The following is a 23400-nucleotide window of genomic DNA, read 5'->3' on the forward strand; positions in this document are numbered from 1 at the left end:
AACAAGATGATCGGCAACACCTCGGTGGCGACCTACCACGGCCCGTCCTTCATGATCGACGAGCTGACCTACCACTATGACGGTTTCGACCTGGAGTCGGTGCTCATCAACTGCCACTACCCGATCGACGAGAACTCCTTCGTCCTGCAGTCAGGCGTCCTCACCAAGTACAACCCCGACATCCCCGCGGACTCGGTCGAACTCATGGCCCGGAAGATGTCGAAATTCGTCCTCTACGGCTTCGAGCAGGACGTCGCCATCTGGCGTAGCAAGGGCCGTATCGACAACCCGCTGCTGTGCGAGGAGGACGGGCCCGTCTACCAGCTGCGCCGCTGGTACGAGCAGTTCTACGTCGACGCCGCGGACGTCAAGCCGGAGATGGTCGACCGGTTCGAGTTCGAGATCGACACCACCCGCCCGGTCGAGTCCTGGGTCAGGGAGTGCGAGGAGAATCTTGCCCGGCGCGTCGCCGAGGGGCGGCCGTCATGAGCGTCCGCCCCGACGAGCGCCTGACCGACTGCCCCATGCGGTCCCTGCGGTGCGCCCGGTGCGACGGCGCCGTCCTGGTGCGCAAGTCCAGCTGGGAGCAGACCTCCATCCAGTGGAGCGAGCAGGCCATGGCCGACTGCCCCAACCTGCGCACCGACCGGTACGAGACCTGCCCGGATCTGCGCATGACGATCCAGCAGGCGGCCTTGGACGGCACCTTGGAGGTCGTCGCCGCGGAATGACGGGAGAGGGCCCCGACCGAGCCGCCGCCCGCCGCCACTGCCGGTGGGCAGGCTCGACGGCCTGCCGGTGGCGCTCGACGTCCTGCTCCGCAGCAGCCGCGTTGCAGACCGCCGCGGTGTTGGAACCGGCCTGCGCCGGCTGCTCCGGAGCGCGCCCACACCTGGGCACAGAGAGGCTGGCCGAAATGGCCGTCCCTGGGGACGCGGGCCGGGGTTCGGTGCGGGGGTGCTGCTGCATCCACCGCAGGTCAGCACCAGCCGCCGGGCGTCATGCGCGCGATAACGGCCCCTTGTTCGGCGCATCGGGTTACGGGTGCACTCCATGGCACCGCTCTTACGGACAGCTGACCCCCATGGATCCAACACCTGTATGACCACGCGTCTCTGCCGGCGGGGGGCTGCGCGATGGTTCAGAAGGGCCGGTTTCATCGAAGGCCAGCATCGCACGGTCGACGACCGAATGGCCAAGATGTGAATTTAGAGCCGTGATCGGGATGCCGGGCGCGTCGATGTCGAAGCCGCGGTGGACCAGGTCGTTCTCCGTGGCCGGGCCGGAGACCGCCTGCTTGCGGCCGCGATGCCGGTAGATGCCCTGGATATCGGCCTCGCGCATGAGTCGCCCGCTCGGCGTGCACACGGGCGACATCAAGCCAGCAGACCACCCAAAGCTGTGTAAGACGTGGTCTCAGCGTTCAATTCCCGCCGGATAGTCCCAAGATCCCATGTCGTGCGGGTGCATTGGTCCGAGGTCCTTCACGATGCGAGCGAGTGCTCGGATGGGATCGTTCTCGTTTTCCGTGCGCCACACCAAGGCGTAGGCCAGGGGTGCCATGTCGCGGATGGGCAGCCATCGGATGTGCGGCATCGCCCAGTACTGGGTGACGTGGGCGGGAAAGCTGTGGACGATCTCCCCCGTGCCTACAAGGTTGATGAGGTCGTCGCCGTTGCTGATGGTCTGGCTGCGTTCGATGGCGTGGCCTCGCGGGGTCCTGAAGGGCAGGTACCGGTCCTCCCAGTAGTCCGGCATTCCAGGGGCCATGGCATGCGGGCGGTGGGCGAGCACTTCCAGTGATACCGAGGTCCGTCCGGCCAACTCGTCCTCTACGGACACTGCGAGCAGGCGCGGGTCGGTGAACAGGACCGGTCCCGTGGTGAGGTCGGGTTCTTCCACGGGAAGCCATACGACCAGAACGTCGAGCCCGCCGTTGCGGAGTCCGGCGAACGGGTCGATGAACGGGGCGCGGCGGATCTGCAAGTGCCACTGCGGGTGCCGTGAACGGAAGGTCTTCCAGTAGGGGTGCAGGTCGGCGATGTTGAACGGCAGCATGCCGACGCGCAAGGTGGCGGTGATGCCCTGGGCGGCCTGGCGGGCGCGTTCCAGGCTGTCGCGCAGCCCCACGTAGACCGGGCCGAGGTCGTCGCGGAGCTGGCGGCCGAGCGGGGTGAGGCGGACCTGCCGGCGGTTGGAGCGGTCGAACAACAGGCCGCCGAGGCGGCGTTCCTGCTGGCTGATCGCCTGACTGACCCGCGCCTGCGAGACGCGCAGCCGGGCGGCGGTCCGGGCGAAGTGCAGCTCCTCGGCCAGCGTCAGGAAGATCTCGATGTCCCGCAGCTCCACCGGCGCTCCCATCTGCGGTCATAAGCCGTGCGTTATCACTACGTGCGCGAAGTTTACGTTGATCCAGATGCGGGCCGGGGCGAAGGTTGGTGCTGGTCACACCGGCGGCCGTCACGGCATCGACGGGTCCGAACACCCCGATGTGACACCCGCACTGCGAAAGGAAACGATGATGCAAGCGCGTATGACCAATCCCGCCTTCGTGCTGCCCGACGGGATGAAGGGCATCGGAGCGATCTTCAAGGCCGTCAATGCCGGCGGCATCTCGCATGAGCTGCAGGAGATCGTGGGGCTGCGCATCAGCCAGATCAACGGCTGCTCGGCGTGCGTGCACGCCCACCACGCCAACCTGGTCAAGGCCGACCAGAGCGGCGAGCGGATCGCGACGGTCGCCGCGTGGCGGGAGGCGCCGTTCTTCGACGACTCCGAACGGGCCGCACTGGCGCTGGCCGAGGCGGTCACCCGGCTGGCCGATCGCTCCGACGAGGCGGTGGACGACCAGCTGTGGGACCAGGTCACCGACCACTTCGACGAGAAGCAGATCGCCGCACTGATCATGCTGATCGGCGTCACCAACATGTTCAACCGCCTCAACGCCTCCATCAAGGAACCCGCCGGCGCCAGCTGGACCTGACCGGGGCCGAACTCAACCAAGCCGAAAGGAGCACGCCGTGAGCGACACGCTCGACATGACGCCGATGTACGCCATGCACCACGCGCTGCAGCGGGAACTGGAGCACCTGGCCAAGGTCACCGCCCGCCTCGACGACGACCCCCGGACCGTGCTGCGTACCGCCGTGGGCTGGGAGCTGTTCACCAAGTCCCTGCACGTCCACCACACCGCCGAGGACGACGCGTTGTGGCCCGTGCTGAGCGCCGCGCTGGCCGACCGGCCGGACGATCTGGCACTGCTGGAGGCGATGGAGGCCGAGCACGCCGCCATCGACGAGGTGATCACGGCCATCGACGCGGTGCTGGCCGACCCCGGCGCTCCGCTCGACCGTCTCGGGGACCTGACCGACTCGCTGGTCACCGGCCTGACCGGCCATCTCAAGCACGAGGAGGACCAGGCGCTGCCGCTGATCCAGGCGGTCGCCACCCCGCAGCAGTGGGCGCACTTCGGCCAGGTCCACGGGCAGCGCATCGGCCCCGACGCCCCAAGGCTCATCCCGTGGCTACTGGAGGGCGCCACCGAGCAGACCGTGACGACCATGCTCGCCCCGCTGCCCGAACCCGCCCGCGCCGCCTACACCGCCCAGTGGCAGCCCGCCTACGCCGCCCTGGACCGCTGGAACGCCGTCGTGTAGCGCTTCCAGCATCCCGCCGGGCTCCTTGACGTGGCTGGCCGCTCGGCCGCTGCCCAACCCCGGCATCCCAGGTGCAGCGAGGACGCTGGTATCCGGAGACGCCACCGATGCCGGGAGGGGAGGCGATCGAGGAGTACACCGACCGGTTCACCGGAGCCGACGGCACCGGCCGAGTCCTCTACGACCACCGGTGCCGCCAGTGCTCAATCGGCTGGCATGCCGCATGCAGCGACCGTCCGGGCGTGGGCTGGCCACCGTGAGCCGTTGACGGGAGTGGTCGCGTAGTAGGCGGTAAGAGTCCTTACTTTGCTACGTAAAGGCGGGGGGCCTGGAAATACTTCCAAGCCCTCCGCCTTTACGCTCCATCGTCGTTGAGATTCAAAGGATCGGGCTTCGGCCGCCCGCCGGTCGGAGTCTCCATTACCTGGGGCTTCTTACGGCCTTCGCAGGTCAGCGCATCCGGAGCTCGGCGAGTCACCGATCCGGTCCTTGTCTGCGGACCGGCGACGACCGCTGAAACCGGGTCCGGTGGCCGAGCCCTGAACGGCGGGAACCGATCTACTTCGGGTGGGGCCGCGTTCGGGAGCAGGACGCCGGAACGCGAGGACTGCCTGCGGACGCAGATCGCGCACCGATGAGGTTTCCACTCCGCGCCCGTCTGTATGTGCGAGATCGACTCAAGAGAGGCTGGCACGATGCGGAAACTGATCTTCGCCATGAACGTGACCCTGGACGGCTACATCGCCGCGCCCGGCGGCGACCTCGGCTGGAGTGGAGGGGAGGGACCGGACTCGTCGCAGAGCGACGAGCTGTTCCAGTGGTGGTCCGACCGGGTGGGGGAGACGGACCTGGCGCTGTACGGGCGCAGGCTGTGGGAGTCGATGAGCTCCCACTGGCCGACCGCCGACCGGCAGCCCGGCGCCACCCCGGCGGAGATCGAGTTCGCCCGCCGATGGCGGGACATGCCGAAGGTGGTGTTCTCCTCGACGATCAGCGCGGTCGACTGGAACGCCCGCCTGGTCACCGGCGACGCGGTCGCCGAGATCGCCCGGCTCAGGGCCGAGGAGGGCGGCCCGATGGACATGGTCGGCGCGACGCTCGCCGGGTCGGCCATGCGGGCCGGGCTGATCGACGAGTACGTGCTGGTCACCGCGCCGGTCCTGGTGGGCGGCGGCACGCCGTTCTTCACCGCGCTGGACAGCTGGGTGAACCTGAACCTGGTCGAGACGCGGACGTTTCCCGGCGGTGTGGTGCTGACCCGGTACGAGACGAGGCGATGAGGGAGCCCTTCCCCGGGCCCCTCCTCGCGTTCCGAGTGAGCTGTTGACCGACTCGCTGAAGACGAGGCCGTCGTCCTCGTCTTCAGCGAGTCGATGTTCTTCGGGCATGAAGACGCCCCGCCGGTGACGCCGGCGGGGCGGTGGTGTCGGCGTCGCCGCATGGGTGTTCAGCTGGTCGGAGTGCTCATTCCACGGTGACTTGTCCGATCACAACGTCGCGGGCAGGCCCAGCCATGGTTTGTCGGTGGCGTCGAATCCGGTGAGCTCGGCGATCTTCCCATTGACGATGTGCAGGACCGCGATGGTGAACAGACGGTATTCCGGGTCGTCGGGGGCGCGGAGGTACAGCACGGCGGTAGGCATGCGGTTGACCGTCGTGGTGATGCAGCGCCAGTCGTCGTAGCCGCGTTGGAAGAGCCCGCTGGAGACCCAGCCGTCCACCGCGTCCTCGGCCGTGACGACCAAGGTGCCCGGATCGGGCAGCATCGTGAAGCGCAGGTCGTCGCGCAGCAGGGCCGTCAGCTTGTCGAGGTCGTTGCGCTCATGGGCGTCGATATACGACTTCACCACGCCGCGCTCGTCCTTCGACAGCTCGTGCGTGGCGGGGCTCCGCCAGTCGAGGCGGCGGTCGGGCAGCTGCCTGCGTATCGTCACGCGCGCCCGCTGCAGTGCGCTGGTCACCGATGCGACGGTCAGCTCGAGGGCGTCGGCGGCCTTCGACGCCGGCCAGCCGAGGACGTCGCGCAGGATGAACACCGCCCGCTGCCGGGGCGGCAGGTGCTGGACGGCGACGATGAACGCCAGCTCGATCGTCTCCCGCGCCACCACCGATTCCTGCGGGTCCTCCGGGAGCATCCGGTCCGGGTAGGGCTGCAGGTAGTGCACTTCCGAGCCCGCGTCCGGCAGCTCGGCAGGCACGGGTGTGCGGTCGTTGCGCTTGTCCAGGAAGTCGAGGCAGGCGTTCGTCGCGATCCGGTACAGCCAGGTCCGCAGCGCGGCGTGGCCCTTGAACGACTCCCGCTTGTTCCACGCCCGCAGGAACGTCTCCTGCGTCATGTCCTGGGCGTCCTCGTAGTTCGCGAGCATCCGGTAGCAGTGCACCTGTAGCTCACGCCGGTAGCGCTCCGTGATGAGCGCGAGCTGTGTTGCGTCATTCGAGCGGGCCGCCGCGATGAACGCGGCCTTGTCGGCGCCTGGCAGTCTGACGTCGGTCATGGTCGTCAATCCTTCCGCGGGTGGCGAGGGGCTACCAGAACTGACGACGTGGCGGAGGTTTTCTGATCGGTGAAGCCGCTGACGTCAGGACGTTCGTCCTACAGCAGGGTGCTCCAGTAGGACCAGAACTCGATGCCGATCAGGGTGGTGATGGTCAGGAACCACAGGACGAGCGGAAGGGTGTGCAGGCCGGTGACGGCCTGGACGGCCCGGCGTGGTCCGGGCAGGTGCCCGTGGTGGAGGTTGCGGAGGGTGACGTACCAGAAGAGGGGGATGGTGACCGCCCAGACGATCATGCAGTACGGGCAGAGCGCACCGATGACGTACAGGCTCTGGTAGATCAGCCAGTGGACGAAGACGACGCCGAAGGTGACGCCGGTCTGGAGGGCGAGCCAGAACCAGCGGGCGGTGACCGTGCCGGCGAGCAGGGCCGCGCCGGCGGCGGCGACCATGGCGAAGGCGGCGATGCCCAGCAGCGGGTTGGGGAAGCCGAACGCCTCGGCCTGCCCGGTGCTCATCACCGAGCCGCAGGACAGGACCGGGTTCAGGCTGCAGCCGGGAACGTAGGCGGGGTCCTTGAGCAGGGCGATCTTCTCGACGGCCAGGGTGAACGCCGCCAGCAGGCCGATGGAGCCTGCGACCAGCAGCAGCCACGGGAGCATCCGGGCGAACGGTGCGGCTTGCGCCGCTCCGGCCGTCTCCTCGTCCTGCTCCGGGAGGTCAGCTGGTGAGAGCCGCATCGATGGCCTTCCTGAACTCCTCGACGGACCGGGGCTGGATCTTCTCGCCGTTGAGGAAGAAGGAGGGGGTGCCCTGGACGCCCAGGGCGCGGCCGTCGGCGATGTCCTTCTTGATCCGCTCCAGGGTCTCGGGGGCGTTGTAGGCCTTCTCCCAGGCGGCCATGTCCAGGCCGAGCCCCTGGGCGAAGCCGCGGAACACCTCATCGGCGGGAACCCGCTGCTCTCCCCAGGACATCTGGGTCTCGTACATCTTCTTGTACATCGCCTCGAACTTTCCCTGCTGGGCGGAGGCCTCGACGGCGCGCGCGGCGCGTTCGGCGTTGAAGTGCCCCGGCAGCGGGAAGTACCGGGCGACGAAGGTCACCTTGCCGTCGTACTCCTCGCGCAGCTCCTCCACGGCCGGGAAGTAGGCACGGCAGGCCTCGCACTCGAAGTCCAGGAACTCCACCAGGGTCACCTTGCCGTCGGCCGCGGTCGAGAGCCGGTGGCTGTCCGAGCGAACGTGGAGGGACTCGCCCGCGGCGACCTTCGGGGTGTCCTTGCCCCACTTGTCGAACGCGAAGAACCCGGCGGCGATCACCACGAACACCGCGATCACCGACAGGGAGAGCGTGATGTTCCTGCGGCGGGCGGCCTGGCGGCGCTCCTGCTCGCGCTGGACCTGCAGCCGCTCTCTGCGGTCGCCCTGCTCTCGGGTCTTCGACACCGGCTCTCCTCCCGTAGCGTCCTCGGCCAGCAGATTCTACAAGTCGTAGAAGATGGGCCGGATCGCCCCCCGGTCCGCGATCGCGGACCGGGGGCGGCGTCGGTGCGGTTCACCAGGTGACGGGCAGGGCGTCCAGGCCGTAGACGATGGCCAGCCTGCGGAAGGGCAGCTCGGCCAGGGGGATCGCGGGCCGCAGGCGGGGCAGGCGGCGCAGCAGGGCGGGCAGGGCGACGCACAGCTCCAGCTGGGCCAGGGGTGCTCCGACGCAGCGGTGGATGCCGTGACCGAAGGCCAGATGGGAGAAGGCGCGGCCGGGATGGACCTCGTCAAGGCCGGGGCCGCGGGCCGGGTCGCGGTTGGCGGCGGTCAGGGAGCACAGGACCATCTGGCCCTTGCCGATGGGCTGTCCGGCCAGGGTGAGGTCGTGGCGGGCGAAGCGGGGGAAGGCGGCCTGGACAACGCTCAGGTAGCGCAGAAGCTCCTCGACCAGGCGCGCGGTGTGCGTACCGTCGGCGTCCTCGCGCACGGCGGCGGCCTGGTCGGGGTGCTGGGTGAGCCACAGGGCGCCCAGGGCGAGCATGCTGGTGCTGGTGTCGTGGCCGCCGGTGAGGATCCCGTCGGCCAGGCTCGCCAGCTCCCGGTCGGTGACCTCCTGGCCGTGCTCGCGCAGCAGCCGTCCCAGCAGCCCCTCTCCCGGGTCCTCGCGCTGGCGGGCGACGAGGTCGGTGAGGAAGGCCATGGACTCGTTGATCGCCTGGATGGAGGCCTCCGGCCCGGCCGACAGGTCGAACCGGTCGGTGCTGAGCTTCAGGAACTCCTCCCGCTGGGCGTAGGGCACTCCCAGCAGCTCGCACACCACCAGGGCGGGCAGGGGGAAGGCGAAGTGCTCCAGGAGGTCGGCGCCGGGCCCGGCCTGCTCCAGATCGTCCAGCAGCTCATCGGTGATCTGCCGGATGCGCACCTCCAGCCGCTGCAGCCTGCGGGCGGTGAACTCCGGCGTGAGCAGGCGGCGCAGCCGGGTGTGCTCGGGCGGGTCGCGGAAGCCGAGCCCGCCGGGGTCCTCCTGGGCGGAGCCGAGCCCGATCACGTTGCCGAAGTCGTTACTGAAGCGCTCGGTGTCCCCCAGGACGGCGCGCACGTCCTCGTAGCGGGTGACCAGCCAGGCGGTCTGGTCGCCGGGCAGCGGCAGGGGGAAGACCGGCTGCCGGTCGCGGATGCGGGCGAGGTCGGCCACGGGGTCGAATCCCTGGCGCAGGAACTGCACGAGCGTCAGCTCGGTATCAGAGGTCATGGTCTTCCAGGCGCGCCGGCGGCAGCCGAACGAGGGGGGCGTGTCCCGGGCAGCCGGCGGATCCCGGGACGTTTCTTCTACGCCGCGTAAAATATCCGTCTTCGCTGGTGGACGGCCACACGATGCGGCGTGGAAGCCGAAATGTGATCAGCCCGGCAGGCATGCCGCGTTCGCGGAGTGTGTACGGCGGGGTGCCGGTCCGGCTGTCGCGGCAGCTGACGCATCGGCGCGAAGGCCCAGGGGCGCCTTCCGGGTTCGGGGGTGGTGCCCGCAGCGCACTACGCTGCGGGCAGCGACGGAGGAAGGTGGCGGACGGTGCGGCTGGGCGAGCTGGAGCGGGCGGTCATGAACGAGCTGTGGACCCGCCCGCAGGGGGCGCTGGCCCGCGAGCTCGCCGAAGCGCTGCCCTCGCAGCCGGCGGTGACCACGGTGCTGACCATCCTGGACCGGTTGGCCCGCAAGGAGCTGGTGCGGAGGGAACGGACGGGCCGGGCCCACCGCTACTTCGCCGTGCACAGCAAGGAAGCCCACGCCGCCGACGCGATGCGTCTGGCGCTCGGCCAGGCCGGTGACCGCGAACTGGCGCTGACGCATTTCCTGGACGTGGTCGATCCGGAGGACGTCGCCGCGCTGCGCCGGCTCCTGCAGGGCATCGAGGGCGAGGACTGATGCCGTCGGCCGCGCTGGCCGCCGCCGTCTGCCTGGTGGCGGTGACCGTCGTCCTGCTGGGCCCGGCCGCGGGACGGCTGTCGCAGGCCCGCTGGGTCGAGCGCAGCCCCCGCACGGCGCTCGTGCTGTGGCAGACGCTCCTGGCCGCCGCCTTCTCCTGCCTGGTGGCGGCCCTGCTCACGCTGGCCGTGGCCCCCTTGGCCAGCCCCGTTCCCCATGGTCTTCATGTGTTCACGCGCCAGGTGCTGGCCGGTGAGCCGCTGCGCGATCTGGGCGGCGTCCAGCTCGCCTGTCTGGCGGGGGCGATCGCCGTGGTGGGGTGGTCGGCCTCGATCACCGCCTGCGCCTTCGTCCGCCAGGCGCGCCGACGCCGCGGCCACCGCCGCCAGGTCGACCTGCTGGCCACTCGCAACGAGGACGGCGTGCACCTCATCGACCATGCCGTGCCCGCCGCCTACTGCCTGCCCGGCCTGCGGCCCCGCATCGTGATCACCTCGGGTCTGGTCGGCCTGCTCGACACCCGGGAACTGGCCGCCGTCATCGACCACGAGCGCGCCCACGCCCGCGGCCGCCACCACCTTCTCCTTCTGCCCTTCAGCGCGCTCGCCTCAGCCCTGCCGCACCTGCCCGCCGCTCGGGCGGCCCACACCGGCGCGGCCCGGCTGGTGGAGATGCTCGCCGATGACGCCGCGCGCGAACGCCACGGCGGAGCGGCAGTGGCCCGCGCCCTGGTGCGCGTGGCCGAAGGGCGCGCGCAGGCAGGACCGCTTCCGACCTCGGTGCTGGGAGCCGCGGAAGGGGCACTGACGGCGCGGGTGAGGCGGCTGACCCGGCAGGCGTCCCCGATCGCGCCCTGGCAGCGCGCCCTGGTCTACGGCGCGGCGCTCGCCCTGCCCGCCGGGCCCCTCGCCGTGCTGATCCCGTGCATGACCTGACATGAAGCCTCGAGACCTCTGATTCCGCCGCCGGGTTCGCTCACCTGAGGCTCTGGGCGAACTCGCCCGTGGAGCCGGCCGATCATCATGGAAGCCGTCCTTCGGCAGGCTCGGGAGTGCAGCTGACGCCGGGCGGGAAGCGGTCCACGGTGGCGGGCGTATCCGGGGCCGTGAACGCACTGGAGACAAGGCTCCTCGACCGCGCAGACCTGCAGCTCGATCGCCACGACCGTCAAGGGATCCCCTCCTCGAAGCCGTAGGGCTCAGGAGCAGCAGGAGCAACCGGAGCCGCAGTCGGCGCAGCCCGCAGGGGGAGCGGCGGCGGGCAGGGCGCAGCAGGCGTCCCCGCGCCAGGCCTCGCGGCCTTCCTTGACCGCGACGGCGGCGATGACCAGCGCGGCGATCGGATCGGCCCAGGACCAGCCGAAGAGGCTGTTGAGCGCCAAGCCCACCAGCAGCACGGCCGACAGGTAGGTGCACAGCAGGGTCTGCTTGGAGTCGGCCACCGCCGAGGCCGACCCCAGCTCCCGGCCGGCGCGGCGCTGGGCGTACGACAGCCCCGGCATGATCATCAGCGACAGGGCGGCCAGAACGAGGCCGACGGTGGAGTGCTCGGCCTCACCGGCGCCGGTCAGCGCGCGCACGGCGTCGAAGCCGACGTAGGCGGCCAGGGCGAAGAACGAGACCGCGATGACGCGCAGCGCGGTCTTCTCCCGCTTCTCGTGGTCGGCGGCGGAGAACTGCCAGGCGACCGCGGTGGCTGAGGCGACCTCCACGATGGAGTCCAGACCGAAACCGATCAACGCGGTCGAGGACGCCAGGGTGCCCGCGGTCAGGGCGACGGCGGCCTCGACGACGTTGTAGGCGATGGTGGCGGCCACCAGCCACCGCACCCGGCGGGCCAGCACCGCGCGGCGCGCGGGCGAAGGCCCCAGAGAAAGCAGGCCCATCAGCAGCAGCCCTTCTCTTCCGCCTCGACGCACGTGCGCTCGGCCGCCACGGCGACCACCGCCGTGCGCAGATCGTCCAGCGCGTGGGCCAGCCGCTCATCGGCCAGCTCGTAGCGGACACGCCGGCCCACGGGCACGGTCACCACCAGGCCGCAGTCACGCAGGCAGGCCAGATGGTTGGACAGCCGGGTGCGGGAGACGCCCAACGCCTCGGCCAGCTCGGCCGGATGCGCCGGCGCCTCGCGCAGCGCGAGCAGGATCCGGCAGCGGATCGGGTCGGCCAAGGCCCGGCCGAACCGGACGAGAACCTCGACCTCGGAAGCGATCGTCAACATACCCACAAAGTACATGTAATCCTGAATTCAGGGAATCCTGTACTTTCAAGCGTTGTGCTCTGCGGGTGCGTTGGGGGCCGTCCGTCGTCGACGGGCTTGCCGTTCGTGTATGGCAACCTATAGGTTGCCATTGATCGAGCTTCGTGAAGGGGGCGGCGATGGTCGCGGACGTGATCGAGCGTGTGGTGGTCCTGCCCCACCCGGTCGAGCGGGTGTGGGCGGCGCTGACCACCGCGGAAGGACTCTCGCGGTGGTTCGGTTCGAAGGCGGAGATAGATCTGCGGCCCGGCGGGCGGGCGTTCTTCCGTTGGGACGACCTCGAGATCGAATCCGTCGCCACGATCGTGGTGGTCGACCCGCCGCGCCGGTTCTCCTTCAGATGGGGAATCGAGGGCCTGCCAAAGGAAGACGCCCCGCAGACGCTCGTGGACTTCACTCTGGAGCGGACACCGGAGGGCACTCGGCTACGGCTCGTGGAGAGCGGCTTCGCCCAGGCCGCCATCGACGTGGCCCGGTCCGCCCACCGGGCCAACAGCCAGGGATGGGACGCGGAGCTCGATGACCTAGAGACCTACCTCGATGCGGCCGCCTGATGCGGAGGAGCAGGCCGTCGCGGTGTTCGCGGCGCTCACCGATCCGACGCGGCGGGCGCTGCTGGAGGCGCTCGCCCGCTCCGGGCCCGCGACCGTCACCGACCTGGCGCGGCAGTTGCCGGTCAGCCGTCAAGCGGTGGCCAAGCACCTCGGGCAGCTCGCCGAGGCAGGCCTGATCAGCTCCGGTGAACCGGCCGGCCGCCGCCATCCGTACCGGTTGGAACCGGCTGCCATCCGCACGGCCCAGGTGTGGCTGGCCATGCTCGCCAACAGATGGGACGACCGGCTGGCCGCGCTCGAGCTCGCACTGGACGCCACCGACCCGGACCAAGGAGCCACGGAACAATGAGCAAGCCCGAATTCGTCGCCGGCCTGAACATCGCCATGAAGATCCCCAAGGCGCAGTACGAGGCCACCGTGGCCTTCTACCGCGACACCTTGGGCTTCGACGTCAGGGAGGAGGACGTCTCCTACGCTCCGACCGTCTCGAGAACCCATGCGGTCCGATTCGGCCCCAACACGCTTTGGCTCGATCGTGTCGACAACTACAGCCGTCCCGACCTGTGGCTGCAGCTCCACACCGACGACCTGGACGCGGCAACGAGCAGACTGGCCGCCATCGGCATTCACCCGTGCGACGAGGTCGAGCCCTTGGAGGACCTCGACGCCAGAACCCACTGGATCAAGAACCCGGCCGGCATCGTGCACCTGCTCGCCGAGTCCGGCTGATCCACCTGCGCCGGTGAGCCGAACAGCACCCTGACACGAGGGCGCCCGTGGCCCGGTCGCCTCTCACGCGGTCGAGCGGCACAACAGCGCGGCGGGGCCGGTACAACCGTGTAGTACTTGCGGCCGTCCGATGCATGGATGCTCTGGTTGTTTCGTCTGCGGCGACTGGTACCAAGGGTCCGTGGACAGCGATGAGGCCCTCCCGGGCCGGAGCACGAGTTCGCCCTGGACCAGGGCGACGATCTCGAGTGGGACGCGCAGGATCCTTCTGCCTCTTTGCAAGCAGGATGCGATGGCGCGTTGCCGCACGGGCCGGGTGACGCGTCACGTCTTTCGGTTGTGCCGTCCGATGACGAGGTCATCGCGCGTATCCGGGGCTACCACGGGGGCAGGCGGCTCCCACCACCGGCGACGATGGAGGCCGTCGCCTCGGCGGAGGTGCTGGTGGGATATCCGATGCCCATGCTGTTGAAGCGGATCTATCTGGAGGTCGCCGACGGCCGGTTCGATGACCGGGCCAGTGCTCTGTCGTTGCGTGGCGCCGTTATCCGCAGCCATGGGGCCGCGGACTGGAAGGATCTGCCGGACGAGGTCCCCGATGCCTGTGTTCAAGGTCCGGCCGGTGTGGTGCCGCTGCGGTTCTGGGGCTGCTCGGTGTGGACGCATGTGGACTGGCGGACCCCTGAGGGCCGTTTGTGGGGTGAGGACGAGGGTTACGTCTATCCCGAGAAGTTCACTTTGGCCGAGCGGCTCGTCCGCTGGATGGACGGTCACGAGGACTTCCCGGTGCCGTTGCGTGAGCGGGGCCGGAGGGTCTGGATCGACGGGGCGGACGATGACGGGTGGCATTTCACCGGTATCCGCAGCCTTGATGACGACAAGGTCTGGAAGGTCATCAGGTTCCAGCACGGTCACAAGGACTTCCCGAGAGGAACGGCCGCGACGATCGTGGGCCCGCTTCCTGGAGGCGGTCACGGGGAGACGGAGGTCGTCTTGACGCATCAGCCGCAGCAGGACTGGTGGTGGATGGACCTTGATCTACCCTGATCAAGGTCCCCGTGCCGGACGAGATACGAATCCGAGACTCAGGCGACGTCGAACAGTTCGAGCTGTTCGATACCGGGTGGGGCGGGTGCTGCGAGTCGCAGGCACCGCAGGCAGGTGACGGCGCCCTGGACCGGGTGGGCGGCGTAGGGGTCCCATCCGGACACGCCGACCATGCAGGCGGGTCCGGGGAGGAGTTCGCCGGCGAGCCAGCGGGTGAGGACCACGTTGTGGACGACGCCGGATGAGCGGACCTGCATGTGGTCGTGGGGGCCGTAGGCGTCGCGAGCGGTCTGGGCGATGGTGGCGAGGGCCGCGCGGGTGGAGTCCATGATGCTCCTTCGGCGAGGGATGGCCGTACCGCTATGATGCATGCCCCATCGGACATTTCCCTGAAGCGGCCTGGGGTTCCCCGGCATAGCGATGTCATGCGTTGGTACGGGCGAGTCGTCTCCTGAGCCGCTGATCTGTAGACCAGGTCGGTGGGCCGGATGGCCTGTCCTCCACGTATCTCGGAGCAGGCCGATACACACCGCCCCGCGAACCTCGAACGAACACGCCTGATCCGCAGCCCCTGCCTCCGCGGTGGATCACCTCGTCGTGACACCCGGACCCTGCCCCGGGGGGTCCCGCTGAGCGGGAAGGCGTCACAAGCGATCTGCGTCGCGAAATAGTTTCGGCTGGTGGTAAACCGACAGCAGACGTTCCCGAACCTTCTCTCGCCCGGCAAGATCGGGCCGATCACGTTGGCCAACCGAGTGGTTCTCCCCGCGATGGACATGAACCTCTGCGAGGACGGCGAGATCGAGCAGGGCGATATAGATCACTTCGTGGCCCGCGCCGAGGGCGGCACCGGAATGATCATTACGGGCTGCTGCGCGGTCGCGTACCCGGCCGGCTGCACCAGCCGCAAGGAGCCGGGCCTGTCGGAGGACCGGTTCATCCCCGGCCTCAAGGCGCTGGCCGACGCGGTCCACGAGGCGGGCAGCAAGCTGTGCGTGCAGATGGTGCACCACGGCAAGGTCGCCCGGATCGACACGCTCGACGGCCGCCCGCAGCTGGTGCCGTCCGTCCCGAAGCCTCCCGGCGACATGAGCGCGATGATCGACTGCACCCCCGAGGAACTCGGGAAGATGGCCGCCATCCAGGAGGGCAAGAGGCCCACCCACCGTGAGGCCACCCACGAGGACCTCCAGTGGCTGGTCCGGATGTTCGCGGAGGCGGCAGGCCGCGTGAAGGCCGCCGGCGGCGACGCCGTCGAGATCCACTGCGCCCACAACTACGTGCTCGGCGGCTTCCTGAGCCGCTACTCGAACCAGCGCACCGACGAGTACGGCGGGTCGCTCGAGAACCGGGCGCGGCTGTCGTGCGAGGTGATCCGCGCGGTCAAGGAAGAGGTCGGTGACAGCCTCGCCGTCATCGTGCGTCTGGCAGGCCAGGAGTACGGCGAGTCCGAGGGGCTGACGCCCGACGAGGCCGCCCGCGCCGCCGCCCTGTTCGAGCAGGCCGGCGCCGACGCCATCCACGTCACCGGCACCGCGCTGAACGCGTTCGCGAACTTCACCGACGGCCCGCTGCCCGACAAGGTCGGCTTCTACACCGACAACGCCGCGGTCGTGAAGCGCGCGGTGTCGATTCCGGTCATCACCGTCGGCCGCATGCTGCCCGAGGTCGGCGAAGAGATGATCGCCGAGGGCCGCACCGACTTCGTCGCGATGGGCCGCCAGCTGCTGGCCGACCCCGACCTGGTCAACAAGCTGAAGGCCGGCCGCAGCGAGCAGGTCCGCCCGTGCATCAACTGCTACGTGTGCGTGCAGGAGAACTTCTGGGACGCCACCCCGCTGTGCGCGGTCAACCCCGCACTGGGCAACGAGAAGCTGCTGCCGTTCCCGCGCACCGCGACCCGCAAGCACGTCGTCGTCGTCGGTGCCGGACCGGGCGGCATGGAGGCCGCCCGCGTCGCCACCGAACGCGGCCACCGCGTCACCCTGCTGGACAAGACCGACCGTCTCGGCGGAACGTTGTGGTTCTCGACGCTGACCACCCCCGACAACGAGCGCCTGCTGAACTGGCTCAGCCAGGAGGTGCGGCGGGCCGGTGTCGACGTCCGGCTGAAGACCGAGGCCACCGCCGCGACGATCAAGGACCTCGCGCCCGACGCCGTCGTCATCGCCACGGGAGCCGTGCGTGCGCGTCCGAGCGTTCCGGGCGGCGACCTGCCCCACGTGCACACCGGTGACAGCCTGCGCGGCCTGATGACCGGCACCGGCGACGTCTCGGACCAGGCGCCGTTCCTGCGGGTCGCCGCCAGGCTCGGCGGTCTCGTCGGTGTCACGAAGACCCCCGCCAGGATTCGCGACCTGAGCCGCAAGTACCTCAGGTTCCTGCCGATGAGCAAGTACGTCGTCGTCATCGGCGGATCGCTCGTGGGACTCGAGCTCGCGGAGTTCCTCGCCGAGCGCGGCAGCCGGGTGACCCTGATCGAGGAAGGCCGGCAGCTCGGTGTGCCGATGGCGATGCCCCGCCGCTGGACCGCCGTCAAGCACGCCAAGGAGCTGGGCGTGAACATCCAGCGCAACGCGACCGTCGAGCGCATCACCCGCAAGACCGTCGAGTTCACCGTCGACGGCAAGCCGCAGTCCGTGCCGGCGAGAATGGTCGTCGTGGCGTCGGGCGTCTCGGCATCGGCGCCGCTCGCCGACGAACTGGCCAAGGCCGGCGTCGACGTCCACATCGTCGGCGACGCCGCCGAGGTCGACTACATCGAGGGCGCGATGCACTCGGCGTGGAAGGTGGCCACCGCGATCTGATCGCAGCCGAAGGCGGACCCCGAAGCACATCCGGGGTCCGCCTTTCGTTGCATACCGCTCTGCGCGTCATGGATCCACCGTCGATCGCAAGCACGGCCCGGCTCACTCCGCGGGCGAGGGCCGCGATGGAGGTGCCCCTCTCGTCCCGAAGCAACACCGTGGGGTCAGTCGAAATCGATTGCGTGCAGTCCGCTGGCCGAACGGCGGTCCAGGAGCACTATCGAAGCGCAGCCTTCCGGTAGCCGGCCGCTTTCCAGCCGGGAGAGCAGCTGCTCGATCGCGTGACGGTGCCGCACGAAGGCGCGCCGGGAGACGGTGCGCCCGCGCGATACCTGTCCTTCTGCCGCATGCTCGGGAGCCACGTCCAGCACCACCAGGTGCACCCGTCCCGAGCCGTTGCGTCTTGTCCATGCCGCCCACCGCCGTACCCAGCCGTGACTGCCGCAGTCATGCACCACCACGCTGCCGCCCGAGCGCAGCGCACGTCCCAACCGCAGATAGTGAGCGATCCGGACTCCCGGCCGGTATACCGCGTACGGCACCCAGGCCGGCAGCCGCTGCTCCCATCGCCGGCGGACCTCGTGCGAATCCACCCGCTTCACTGTCCGGCCCGCCTCGTCCAAGGCCGCCACCGACTGTGTGATCAGCGTGCTCTTGCCGCTGCCGGGCAGCCCTGAGAGCACCACCACGTCGCCGACGGCGAAGCGCAGCTGCTTCACGCCCGCACATCCCGGATCGCCACCGCACCCACGCAGGTCCACGATCACCGCACCGCCTTGCGGGCGCACCGTGACCGCACCGGTCCACGGATCCAGGCCGTCCGGCGCGCCGTGGGCCGCGCACCCGCGATGGTCCCTTGACCCTCTGTTTCGGCTACCGGCCATCGGCCCGCCCCACCAGGCCTGACGCGCCGGGGTGCAGTGGTGGCCCCTCTACGGCTGCGGTGCCACCGGTAGCGCGGGATCGCCCATCGCTTCGACTACTTTTGTAGTAGTCCGTAGCGTGGAAGCCTGTCATGTTCATCCCGGGTTCGGGGTCCTGTGCGAGCCGGGCCGCACCCGTCCGGCCGCACGCTGATCTCGCCGCGGCGAGTCCTTCGGCGGGGCGACCGTCTCCGCCGGAACGTACGCGCGGATGCCGGCGCGATGCCGTCCGGTGAACACGAGCGGAAAAGTACGGGGCGAAGCGCCTCGTCCGCTGGCTACGATGAACCGTTTACCCCGGAGGGGTCGGGCACGCGGCGGAAGGGGGACGAGGTGAGGGACCAGGAGCGCGGCCGACGGCGCGGCCAGGGGCAGCTGGAGGTGGAGGTGCTGGCCGCCCTGCACGAGGCGCCGCGACCGGTGAGCACGGCATGGGTGCAGGAGCGGCTCGGCGGCTCCCTCGCCTACACCACGGTGATCACCATCCTGACGCGGCTGCTGGCCAAGGGCGCGGTGACGCGTGAGAAGTCCGGCCGGTTCTTCGTGTGGACCCCGACGGCCGACGAGGCCGACCTGGCGGCCCTGAGGATGCGCAGGGTCCTGGACGCGGAGAGCGACCGCAAGGCGGTGCTGGCCCGTTTCGTGACCGGGCTGCCGCCACGGGACGAGCGGGTGTTGCGCGAGTTGTTGGATCAGGCGGAGGCGGCGGAGGAGTAGCGGCGGGCAGCCGCCCGGAATATCTCTCCGGCGTTCGATTCTTCGGTCACGGCATGGTCGCCTCCCACGTGTGGTGCGGCCGGTGAAGCGACCACACCACACATGCGCAGCGGGTTACCTGGCAGCGCCCAGAGCGGCCAGTGCCTGAGCCCAGCGGGCGTACTTCAGCTCACCCAGTTCCGCGACCGTGGTGATGCCGAACGCCTCCTTGAGCAGTTCGCCGTCACGGTCGGAGACGCCCTTCAGTGCGGAGACGGGGGCGGCCAGGATCTCCGGCAGGCCCTTGTCCGCCCACGCCTTGTCCAGCACCTTTTCCAGATCGATCGAAGCCACGTGTCCTCCCGGACGATGTGAGTCGCTGACGATGCGCACGGCCGAGCCGGCCGTGCCTGCGTGTGCGGTGCCCGGCGGGCTGGGAGCAGCCGGGCACGACACCCTGGAGCAGGCAGCGAGGGGAGTGGTCCGGCGAATCCCGTCCATCGCCCCGTCCCTGCCTTTCAGCCGGATGCCAGACGCGAGAGCGGCCGGAAGCATCCGCCTCGCCGTCGCATCTTCTACACGCGTGTAGAAGCATAAGGGGAGAGGGGGCGTGTTGTGAATCATTTGCGTCCTACCTGAAGGAAAGGGCAAAAGCCGCCAAGTGGCCGAACGGGGCGGCCTCCCCGGCGTTCGGCCGCCGCCTCTGCACCGGGCGGTCGGCGCGGGCCCTGGGGTCCGGGTCGCGGATCAGTGGCCCGGCCGCCTGTCGGTCGACGAGCGCCGCGGGGCCGGACTCCGCCCGCGCCGACCGCCATGGGTGCTTCGCATCCGCGTGTCGAGGCTTGGCAGGCGGAGTCCATCCCATAAAACTACAAGAGTAATAGCTCGGATGCCTCCCGGTGGCCGACTTCCGGACGAACCACGGCCGGAACCCATGGGAGAGCCACTCACCCGCATCACCTCACGTCCATGGCGGATCACAGGATGGGTGTCGGTGTTGCTCCCGACAGCGCTGGCCGGGGTCGGTCCGTTCTTCTACATCACTTGTCGCAGGCTCGGCGGCGGCATCGGCCGCGTCCCGATCAGAAGGGCACTCGGCCGCCGAAGCCGAGCGTGCCGTATGCGGCCGTCATCGACGCCTCGTTCGTTCCGGACGAAGGCCTCGGCCTCTTCAAAGACCACCGGCTGTTCTTCGCTCACGGCCCCACCCGCACCCCCGACACGGTGCTCACCGCGACCGACCTGGAGCGTTACGACGCGCTCGTGCGGTCCCTGGCACCGGAGGACATGCTCGACTGGCTCCATCACGGACGGACGGCCTCCCGGTAACCGCCACTTGAAGCCCGCCCGGAGCACGGGTCTTCCGAAGCTCGTGCGCATCCCCCGACATGTGGCTTGCACATCCCCGCCCGACCGGAGGAGCCATCGCGTGAGGCACGCCACCCGTATCGCCACCGCGGGCTGCTCCGTCACCGACACCGACGGCCGGCAGATACACCCGCCCAACACCAGAGGGGGTGACCGATGCCCTGCCGACCCCCGCTGCGCAAGCCCAACGGCCATGAGCTCAAACCCCAGTTCAGGCTCGACCAGATGCGTGACCGGCTCGGCCTGCCCCTGGCCACCGGAGGCCAGGCCACCCGCACCACCCCCGGCACGGCCCCGGGCTGAGGGACGAACGGCGGGCCGCGAGGCCGGGTGACCTGTTCAGTGCCGCATTCGAGGACCGCTACCCCGACGTGTTCGGTCTCGCCCCGTCGACCACTGCCGCTGATCAGCCGATGCCGGAGCTGCTCGATGCACTGCCCTGCCGGCCGATCCGGCTCGGCCATGGCGTGGAGGTCAACCGAGTCCTCCTGCACGCCCTGCTCGGCTGATCCTGACCCGCCGGGTTCCTGGCCCCGACGCGAAAGCGCCGGGGCCGTTCAGGGCTCGGGTCAATCGCCTGTCACGGTGATCGCTCCGCTGTCGGTCCGGTTGGTTGGTGCTGCTGTTCCTGGTCGGGGCGGCTTCGCCGCCTTCGGCTCCCACCTGGACGGCGAGGCCACCATCCCGGGCTCGCAATCCCAGCAGGGCATCGACCTGCTGGAACGGTCCCTGCCGGAGGCGACCGGGGTGACGGCGCAGCTGGTGTTCGCCGCCCCGTCCGGCGAGACCGTCGACGACCCGGCCCACCGGACCCGCATCCAGAAAGCGGTACGGGAGGTGGTTGCGGCGCCGCAGGTCGCCGAGGCGACCGGCCCGTTCCAGACCGGGGCCGTCTCTGCCGACCGACGCACCGCCGAAGTCGCCCTCGGGCAGTGTGGCCGCGGCGTCTTTATCGCCGCCTGGGCTTTAGGGAATCCATACGGTGGTGGACCGGGCAGCAGCGGTCAGACCCGTCAGCATCACCACCCACAGCTACTTGCAGTTCATCGCTCCTCCCCGGTCGACGTCCGGAGGGAGGCGATGTTCTTCGGCGACCGTCTCGTGCTCGGACGTGTTTCTTCTGCACTTCCCCCTAGGCTGTCTGGCCCGTCTTTCAGCGGCGGACGCCAAGGGTCACGACCCATCCCGCCCGGCGGCCCTGCTGCGTGGCTGGAGGGATTCGGGGTGTTCGGGAGGGTGGGTAGGGTCGCGGGATGAGTTCGATCGTGTTGATGTCCGACCCCGCTGTGGCCGCAGTTCCCGTGGTGGAGTGCGGGGAGCCGCTCGCCGATCTGCGACCGGAGTCGGTGTTGCGGCTGGATGACAGCCGTGCCGACACCGATGGCTCCTATGCCCGTCTGCGCTCGGGTGTGCTGGAGCGGTTGCTGCATGCCCAGCAGGCGCTGCCTGAGGGGTTGCTGCTACTGGTGGTGGAGGGGTACCGGCCACCGGCGCTGCAGTCCCGGTACTTCGAGGAGTACCGGGATTCGTTGGCCGCCGCCCACCCTGATTGGTTCGCCGAGCAACTGCACCGGGCGGCCAGCCGGTATGTCTCTCCCCCGGACATCGCCCCCCACAGCGCCGGCGCCGCGGTCGATCTCACCCTGGTCACGACCGACGGCCGGGAACTGGACATGGGCACGCCCGTCAACGCCAGCCCGGAGGAGAGTTCGGGCCGCTGCTACACCGACGCCGACGGCCTGTCGGCCGAAGCGCGCGCCAACCGGAAAGTCCTATCGACGGCCCTGCGGGAGGCCGGGCTGGTGAACTACCCGACCGAGTGGTGGCACTGGTCCTATGGCGACCGGTACTGGGCGCTGGCCACCGGCAGCCCCGCCGCACTGTACGGACCCACCGCCTAAGACCACGTCTTACGTGGCTTTTCGGGTGGTCTGCTGGGAGGGCGTCGTGCTGTTTCGACTACGAGCTCGACGGCCTGTGCAAGGAGCCTGTCCGCGACAATCGGCTCCCTCCGGCGTCACAGCTCCCGCGGCTAAGCTCGGCTTCTCTTCCGTAGCCTTACAGGCCTGGACGACGATGGCCGGATGGGGGATCTGCAGCGGGAGAGCGACGGTCAGCGCATCCGCCGGTTCCGGCACCGGGCCGGGTTGAACCAGACTCAGCTCGGCCAGCGGATCGGCCGCACTCAGGGCTGGGTGTCGATGCTGGAGAACGACCAGGTCGTCCTGGACTCCATCAGCCTCGTCACCACCCTCGCCAAGGCGCTCAAGGTCGATCCGAACGAACTGCTCACCCGCCCCGTCAGGCTGGGCCGCAACCCCGTCGAAGACCGCGGGCACGCCTCGATCGGCGAGATCCGCCGCCAAGCCATGCGCCTGGACCTCGCTCCGGACTGGGATGCCCCGATCCGGAGCGTCGGGGAACTCACCGCTGTGGTCGCGGCGATGACCGTGCTGCGGCAGAAGGCCGCGTATCTGAAGCTCGCCGAGATGATTCCCGCCGTTCTCGCCGAACTCCATGCCGCCGTCCACACCACCACCGGCGCTGCCCGCGAGCGTTGCTTCGGGTTGCTGTCGATCGTCTACCGCGCGTCCGACGCCGTGGCTTACCGGCTCGGCTACGGTGACCTGTCGGTGCTGCTCGTCGACAAGGCCCGCTGGACGGCGTCCTGCTCCGGGGATCCGTACCTCGTCGCGGTGGGCGACTATCTACGGGTACGGCAACTATGGATGTCAGCGTCCTGGAGCGACGCCCTCTGCGTTCTGGACCAGACCGCCACCAGCCTGGGCGAGGCCTACCGCCGCGGTGAACCCAGAGCCGTCGCCGTATGCGGCGCGATCCAGCTGCGGGCGGCGATCACCGCCGCCCGCGACCTCGACGCAGACGAGGCCTACGCCAGGCTGGGGCTGGCTCACGAGGCGCTCGGTCGGCTGTCCGCCGCCGACCGGGCGGCCGACCCCGACAAACTCGTGTTCACCTCGGGGAACGTCGCCATCCATGAAGTGTCCGTCGCGGTCGAGCTCGGCGACGGTGCTGAGGCCGTCATGCGGGGAGCCGGCCTGCGGCTCTCCGCGGATCTTCCGCGCTCTCGTGTGGGGCACCACTACCTCGACATGGCGCGCGGCTGGCTGTGGTGCGGCGACCGGGCCCGCTCCCTCGCCGTCCTGGAGAAGGCCGAGAGGACGACTCCTGCCCTGGTCCGCAACCATCCGCTCGCGCACAAGACCGTCCGGGCCCTGCTGAACGCCGAACACCGCACGTACAAGGACCGGCTGCGGCGGCTCGCCGTGCGCATGAACGCTCTGTGACCTGCCGGGCGGATGGCGCTGAGTCGGCGGAGACGTTCGAGGTCCCCGCGCGCAGCCTGACAAGGTTCACCGACCGGATGTCGATCACCGGGATGCGCGGCGTCGACCTGGACGCCGCCCGCGCCTACCGGAGCGACGAGGTGGGAACCCCG

The 23400-nt window shown here is 69.7% G+C and carries 28 protein-coding genes and 1 pseudogene; 18 read left to right on the plus strand and 11 right to left on the minus strand.

The window, feature by feature from the left end; translation table 11 throughout:
- Both C2865_RS35640 and C2865_RS35645 read left to right on the plus strand, forming a co-directional pair.
- Positions 1 to 489, plus strand: a pseudogene (locus C2865_RS35640) (3-ketosteroid-9-alpha-hydroxylase); the annotation flags it as partial.
- On the plus strand, positions 486 to 731 hold the full coding sequence (locus C2865_RS35645) for a ferredoxin (RefSeq protein WP_106403079.1): 246 nt from the start codon (positions 486 to 488) through the stop codon (positions 729 to 731). The pseudogene C2865_RS35640 and the gene C2865_RS35645, both read left to right, overlap by 4 nt.
- Before the next feature lie 334 nt (positions 732 to 1065).
- Here C2865_RS35645 and C2865_RS39750 read toward each other — a convergent pair whose 3' ends face one another.
- Together C2865_RS39750 and C2865_RS35650 are read right to left on the minus strand one after the other, a co-directional pair.
- The gene (locus tag C2865_RS39750) at positions 1066 to 1344 is read right to left on the minus strand and encodes a hypothetical protein (protein WP_157964036.1); all 279 of its coding nucleotides are present in this window, start codon (positions 1342 to 1344) and stop codon (positions 1066 to 1068) included.
- 72 nt (positions 1345 to 1416) lie between these two features.
- Complete coding sequence (locus C2865_RS35650; RefSeq protein WP_232835992.1) at positions 1417 to 2361, minus strand: LysR family transcriptional regulator; 945 nt, start codon at positions 2359 to 2361, stop codon at positions 1417 to 1419.
- A gap of 160 nt (positions 2362 to 2521) precedes the next feature.
- Between C2865_RS35650 and C2865_RS35655 the strand changes: the two genes are divergently transcribed.
- From C2865_RS35655 to C2865_RS35665, 3 genes are all read left to right on the plus strand, one after another.
- Positions 2522 to 2983: a carboxymuconolactone decarboxylase family protein gene (locus C2865_RS35655; protein ID WP_106403080.1), complete on the plus strand. Its 462-nt coding sequence runs from the start codon at positions 2522 to 2524 to the stop codon at positions 2981 to 2983.
- Positions 2984 to 3020: 37 nt separating this feature from the next.
- Positions 3021 to 3656 (plus strand): hemerythrin domain-containing protein, encoded by a 636-nt coding sequence (locus tag C2865_RS35660; protein WP_198653834.1) that lies wholly within the window; start codon positions 3021 to 3023, stop codon positions 3654 to 3656.
- A 695-nt stretch (positions 3657 to 4351) separates the two neighbouring features.
- Positions 4352 to 4936, plus strand: a complete 585-nt coding sequence (locus C2865_RS35665; protein WP_106403081.1) for a dihydrofolate reductase family protein — start codon at positions 4352 to 4354, stop codon at positions 4934 to 4936.
- Between the two features lie 207 nt (positions 4937 to 5143).
- Here the strand turns inward: C2865_RS35665 and C2865_RS35670 are convergent, their stop codons facing one another.
- From C2865_RS35670 to C2865_RS35685, 4 genes are all read right to left on the minus strand, one after another.
- The gene (locus C2865_RS35670; protein ID WP_106403082.1) at positions 5144 to 6151 is read right to left on the minus strand and encodes an RNA polymerase subunit sigma-70; all 1008 of its coding nucleotides are present in this window, start codon (positions 6149 to 6151) and stop codon (positions 5144 to 5146) included.
- A gap of 98 nt (positions 6152 to 6249) precedes the next feature.
- Positions 6250 to 6891 (minus strand): vitamin K epoxide reductase family protein, encoded by a 642-nt coding sequence (locus C2865_RS35675; protein WP_106403083.1) that lies wholly within the window; start codon positions 6889 to 6891, stop codon positions 6250 to 6252.
- Positions 6872 to 7597 (minus strand): DsbA family protein, encoded by a 726-nt coding sequence (locus C2865_RS35680; RefSeq protein WP_232835993.1) that lies wholly within the window; start codon positions 7595 to 7597, stop codon positions 6872 to 6874. The genes C2865_RS35675 and C2865_RS35680 overlap by 20 nt, the downstream gene beginning before the upstream one ends.
- Positions 7598 to 7706: 109 nt before the next feature.
- A complete protein-coding gene (locus C2865_RS35685; RefSeq protein ID WP_106403084.1) occupies positions 7707 to 8888 on the minus strand; it encodes a cytochrome P450 in 1182 nt (393 codons plus the stop codon).
- Positions 8889 to 9203: 315 nt separating this feature from the next.
- Between C2865_RS35685 and C2865_RS35690 the strand changes: the two genes are divergently transcribed.
- The gene (locus tag C2865_RS35690; protein ID WP_106403085.1) at positions 9204 to 9557 is read left to right on the plus strand and encodes a BlaI/MecI/CopY family transcriptional regulator; all 354 of its coding nucleotides are present in this window, start codon (positions 9204 to 9206) and stop codon (positions 9555 to 9557) included.
- Positions 9557 to 10492 (plus strand): M56 family metallopeptidase, encoded by a 936-nt coding sequence (locus tag C2865_RS35695; protein ID WP_106403086.1) that lies wholly within the window; start codon positions 9557 to 9559, stop codon positions 10490 to 10492. Before C2865_RS35690 ends, C2865_RS35695 begins: the two co-directional genes overlap by 1 nt.
- Before the next feature lie 263 nt (positions 10493 to 10755).
- On the opposite strand, the gene C2865_RS35700 is transcribed toward C2865_RS35695, so the two are convergent.
- On the minus strand, positions 10756 to 11442 hold the full coding sequence (locus C2865_RS35700; RefSeq protein ID WP_198653835.1) for a cation efflux transmembrane domain-containing protein: 687 nt from the start codon (positions 11440 to 11442) through the stop codon (positions 10756 to 10758).
- Positions 11442 to 11777 carry an ArsR/SmtB family transcription factor gene (locus tag C2865_RS35705; RefSeq protein WP_106403087.1) on the minus strand — a complete coding sequence of 112 codons (336 nt, stop codon included), beginning with the start codon at positions 11775 to 11777 and terminating at the stop codon, positions 11442 to 11444. The genes C2865_RS35700 and C2865_RS35705 overlap by 1 nt, the downstream gene beginning before the upstream one ends.
- 158 nt (positions 11778 to 11935) lie before the next feature.
- Here C2865_RS35705 and C2865_RS35710 point away from each other — a divergent pair, with 158 nt between their 5' ends.
- The 4 genes from C2865_RS35710 (at position 11936) to C2865_RS35725 (ending at position 14146) form a co-directional block, all read left to right on the plus strand.
- A complete protein-coding gene (locus C2865_RS35710; RefSeq protein WP_106403376.1) occupies positions 11936 to 12370 on the plus strand; it encodes an SRPBCC domain-containing protein in 435 nt (144 codons plus the stop codon).
- Positions 12357 to 12719, plus strand: a complete 363-nt coding sequence (locus tag C2865_RS35715) for an ArsR/SmtB family transcription factor (protein WP_106403088.1) — start codon at positions 12357 to 12359, stop codon at positions 12717 to 12719. The genes C2865_RS35710 and C2865_RS35715 overlap by 14 nt, the downstream gene beginning before the upstream one ends.
- Positions 12716 to 13099, plus strand: a complete 384-nt coding sequence (locus C2865_RS35720; protein WP_106403089.1) for a VOC family protein — start codon at positions 12716 to 12718, stop codon at positions 13097 to 13099. The genes C2865_RS35715 and C2865_RS35720 overlap by 4 nt, the downstream gene beginning before the upstream one ends.
- 414 nt (positions 13100 to 13513) lie before the next feature.
- Positions 13514 to 14146: a hypothetical protein gene (locus tag C2865_RS35725; RefSeq protein WP_157964037.1), complete on the plus strand. Its 633-nt coding sequence runs from the start codon at positions 13514 to 13516 to the stop codon at positions 14144 to 14146.
- Between the two features lie 38 nt (positions 14147 to 14184).
- On the opposite strand, the gene C2865_RS35730 is transcribed toward C2865_RS35725, so the two are convergent.
- Entirely contained in the window at positions 14185 to 14475 is a 291-nt protein-coding gene (locus C2865_RS35730; RefSeq protein WP_106403091.1) for a hypothetical protein, read from the minus strand.
- Positions 14476 to 14826: 351 nt separating this feature from the next.
- Between C2865_RS35730 and C2865_RS35735 the strand changes: the two genes are divergently transcribed.
- The gene (locus tag C2865_RS35735; protein ID WP_198653836.1) at positions 14827 to 16953 is read left to right on the plus strand and encodes an oxidoreductase; all 2127 of its coding nucleotides are present in this window, start codon (positions 14827 to 14829) and stop codon (positions 16951 to 16953) included.
- 164 nt (positions 16954 to 17117) lie between these two features.
- Here C2865_RS35735 and C2865_RS35740 read toward each other — a convergent pair whose 3' ends face one another.
- Positions 17118 to 17672, minus strand: coding sequence for an AAA family ATPase (locus tag C2865_RS35740; RefSeq protein ID WP_198653837.1), 555 nt, complete (start codon positions 17670 to 17672; stop codon positions 17118 to 17120).
- A gap of 537 nt (positions 17673 to 18209) precedes the next feature.
- On the opposite strand from C2865_RS35740, the gene C2865_RS35745 reads away from it, so the two are divergent.
- Entirely contained in the window at positions 18210 to 18593 is a 384-nt protein-coding gene (locus C2865_RS35745) for a BlaI/MecI/CopY family transcriptional regulator (protein ID WP_232835995.1), read from the plus strand.
- A 114-nt stretch (positions 18594 to 18707) separates the two neighbouring features.
- Here the strand turns inward: C2865_RS35745 and C2865_RS35750 are convergent, their stop codons facing one another.
- Positions 18708 to 18926 (minus strand): hypothetical protein, encoded by a 219-nt coding sequence (locus C2865_RS35750; RefSeq protein ID WP_106403095.1) that lies wholly within the window; start codon positions 18924 to 18926, stop codon positions 18708 to 18710.
- A 759-nt stretch (positions 18927 to 19685) separates the two neighbouring features.
- On the opposite strand from C2865_RS35750, the gene C2865_RS35755 reads away from it, so the two are divergent.
- The 5 genes from C2865_RS35755 to C2865_RS35765 all read left to right on the plus strand — a co-directional run bounded on the left by C2865_RS35755 (position 19686) and on the right by C2865_RS35765 (position 23248).
- Positions 19686 to 19901, plus strand: coding sequence for a hypothetical protein (locus tag C2865_RS35755; RefSeq protein WP_106403096.1), 216 nt, complete (start codon positions 19686 to 19688; stop codon positions 19899 to 19901).
- Between the two features lie 195 nt (positions 19902 to 20096).
- Positions 20097 to 20243 carry a hypothetical protein gene (locus tag C2865_RS39755; RefSeq protein ID WP_157964038.1) on the plus strand — a complete coding sequence of 49 codons (147 nt, stop codon included), beginning with the start codon at positions 20097 to 20099 and terminating at the stop codon, positions 20241 to 20243.
- 282 nt (positions 20244 to 20525) lie between these two features.
- Positions 20526 to 21197, plus strand: coding sequence for a hypothetical protein (locus tag C2865_RS39760; RefSeq protein WP_157964039.1), 672 nt, complete (start codon positions 20526 to 20528; stop codon positions 21195 to 21197).
- 14 nt (positions 21198 to 21211) lie between these two features.
- The gene (locus C2865_RS35760) at positions 21212 to 21841 is read left to right on the plus strand and encodes a M15 family metallopeptidase (protein ID WP_232835996.1); all 630 of its coding nucleotides are present in this window, start codon (positions 21212 to 21214) and stop codon (positions 21839 to 21841) included.
- A 183-nt stretch (positions 21842 to 22024) separates the two neighbouring features.
- Positions 22025 to 23248, plus strand: a complete 1224-nt coding sequence (locus tag C2865_RS35765; RefSeq protein WP_106403098.1) for a helix-turn-helix domain-containing protein — start codon at positions 22025 to 22027, stop codon at positions 23246 to 23248.
- The last annotated feature ends 152 nt before the right edge of the window (positions 23249 to 23400 follow it).

Origin of the sequence: Actinocorallia populi (assembly GCF_002995495.1) — a bacterium.
GTDB lineage: Bacteria > Actinomycetota > Actinomycetes > Streptosporangiales > Streptosporangiaceae > Actinocorallia > Actinocorallia populi.

Coding starts and splice junctions, on each gene's coding strand:
- C2865_RS35645 (WP_106403079.1), top strand. CDS start 486: ATGAGCGTCCGCCCCGACGAGCGCCTGACCGACTGCCCCATGCGGTCC.
- C2865_RS35665 (WP_106403081.1), top strand. CDS start 4,352: ATGCGGAAACTGATCTTCGCCATGAACGTGACCCTGGACGGCTACATC.
- C2865_RS35685 (WP_106403084.1), bottom strand. CDS start 8,888: ATGACCTCTGATACCGAGCTGACGCTCGTGCAGTTCCTGCGCCAGGGA.
- C2865_RS35655 (WP_106403080.1), top strand. CDS start 2,522: ATGCAAGCGCGTATGACCAATCCCGCCTTCGTGCTGCCCGACGGGATG.
- C2865_RS39750 (WP_157964036.1), bottom strand. CDS start 1,344: ATGCGCGAGGCCGATATCCAGGGCATCTACCGGCATCGCGGCCGCAAG.
- C2865_RS35720 (WP_106403089.1), top strand. CDS start 12,716: ATGAGCAAGCCCGAATTCGTCGCCGGCCTGAACATCGCCATGAAGATC.
- C2865_RS39755 (WP_157964038.1), top strand. CDS start 20,097: ATGCCCTGCCGACCCCCGCTGCGCAAGCCCAACGGCCATGAGCTCAAA.
- C2865_RS35730 (WP_106403091.1), bottom strand. CDS start 14,475: ATGGACTCCACCCGCGCGGCCCTCGCCACCATCGCCCAGACCGCTCGC.
- C2865_RS35705 (WP_106403087.1), bottom strand. CDS start 11,777: ATGTTGACGATCGCTTCCGAGGTCGAGGTTCTCGTCCGGTTCGGCCGG.
- C2865_RS35765 (WP_106403098.1), top strand. CDS start 22,025: ATGGGGGATCTGCAGCGGGAGAGCGACGGTCAGCGCATCCGCCGGTTC.
- C2865_RS35675 (WP_106403083.1), bottom strand. CDS start 6,891: ATGCGGCTCTCACCAGCTGACCTCCCGGAGCAGGACGAGGAGACGGCC.
- C2865_RS35670 (WP_106403082.1), bottom strand. CDS start 6,151: ATGACCGACGTCAGACTGCCAGGCGCCGACAAGGCCGCGTTCATCGCG.
- C2865_RS35700 (WP_198653835.1), bottom strand. CDS start 11,442: ATGGGCCTGCTTTCTCTGGGGCCTTCGCCCGCGCGCCGCGCGGTGCTG.
- C2865_RS35695 (WP_106403086.1), top strand. CDS start 9,557: ATGCCGTCGGCCGCGCTGGCCGCCGCCGTCTGCCTGGTGGCGGTGACC.
- C2865_RS35760 (WP_232835996.1), top strand. CDS start 21,212: ATGTCCGACCCCGCTGTGGCCGCAGTTCCCGTGGTGGAGTGCGGGGAG.
- C2865_RS35715 (WP_106403088.1), top strand. CDS start 12,357: ATGCGGCCGCCTGATGCGGAGGAGCAGGCCGTCGCGGTGTTCGCGGCG.
- C2865_RS35725 (WP_157964037.1), top strand. CDS start 13,514: ATGGAGGCCGTCGCCTCGGCGGAGGTGCTGGTGGGATATCCGATGCCC.
- C2865_RS35650 (WP_232835992.1), bottom strand. CDS start 2,361: ATGGGAGCGCCGGTGGAGCTGCGGGACATCGAGATCTTCCTGACGCTG.
- C2865_RS35710 (WP_106403376.1), top strand. CDS start 11,936: ATGGTCGCGGACGTGATCGAGCGTGTGGTGGTCCTGCCCCACCCGGTC.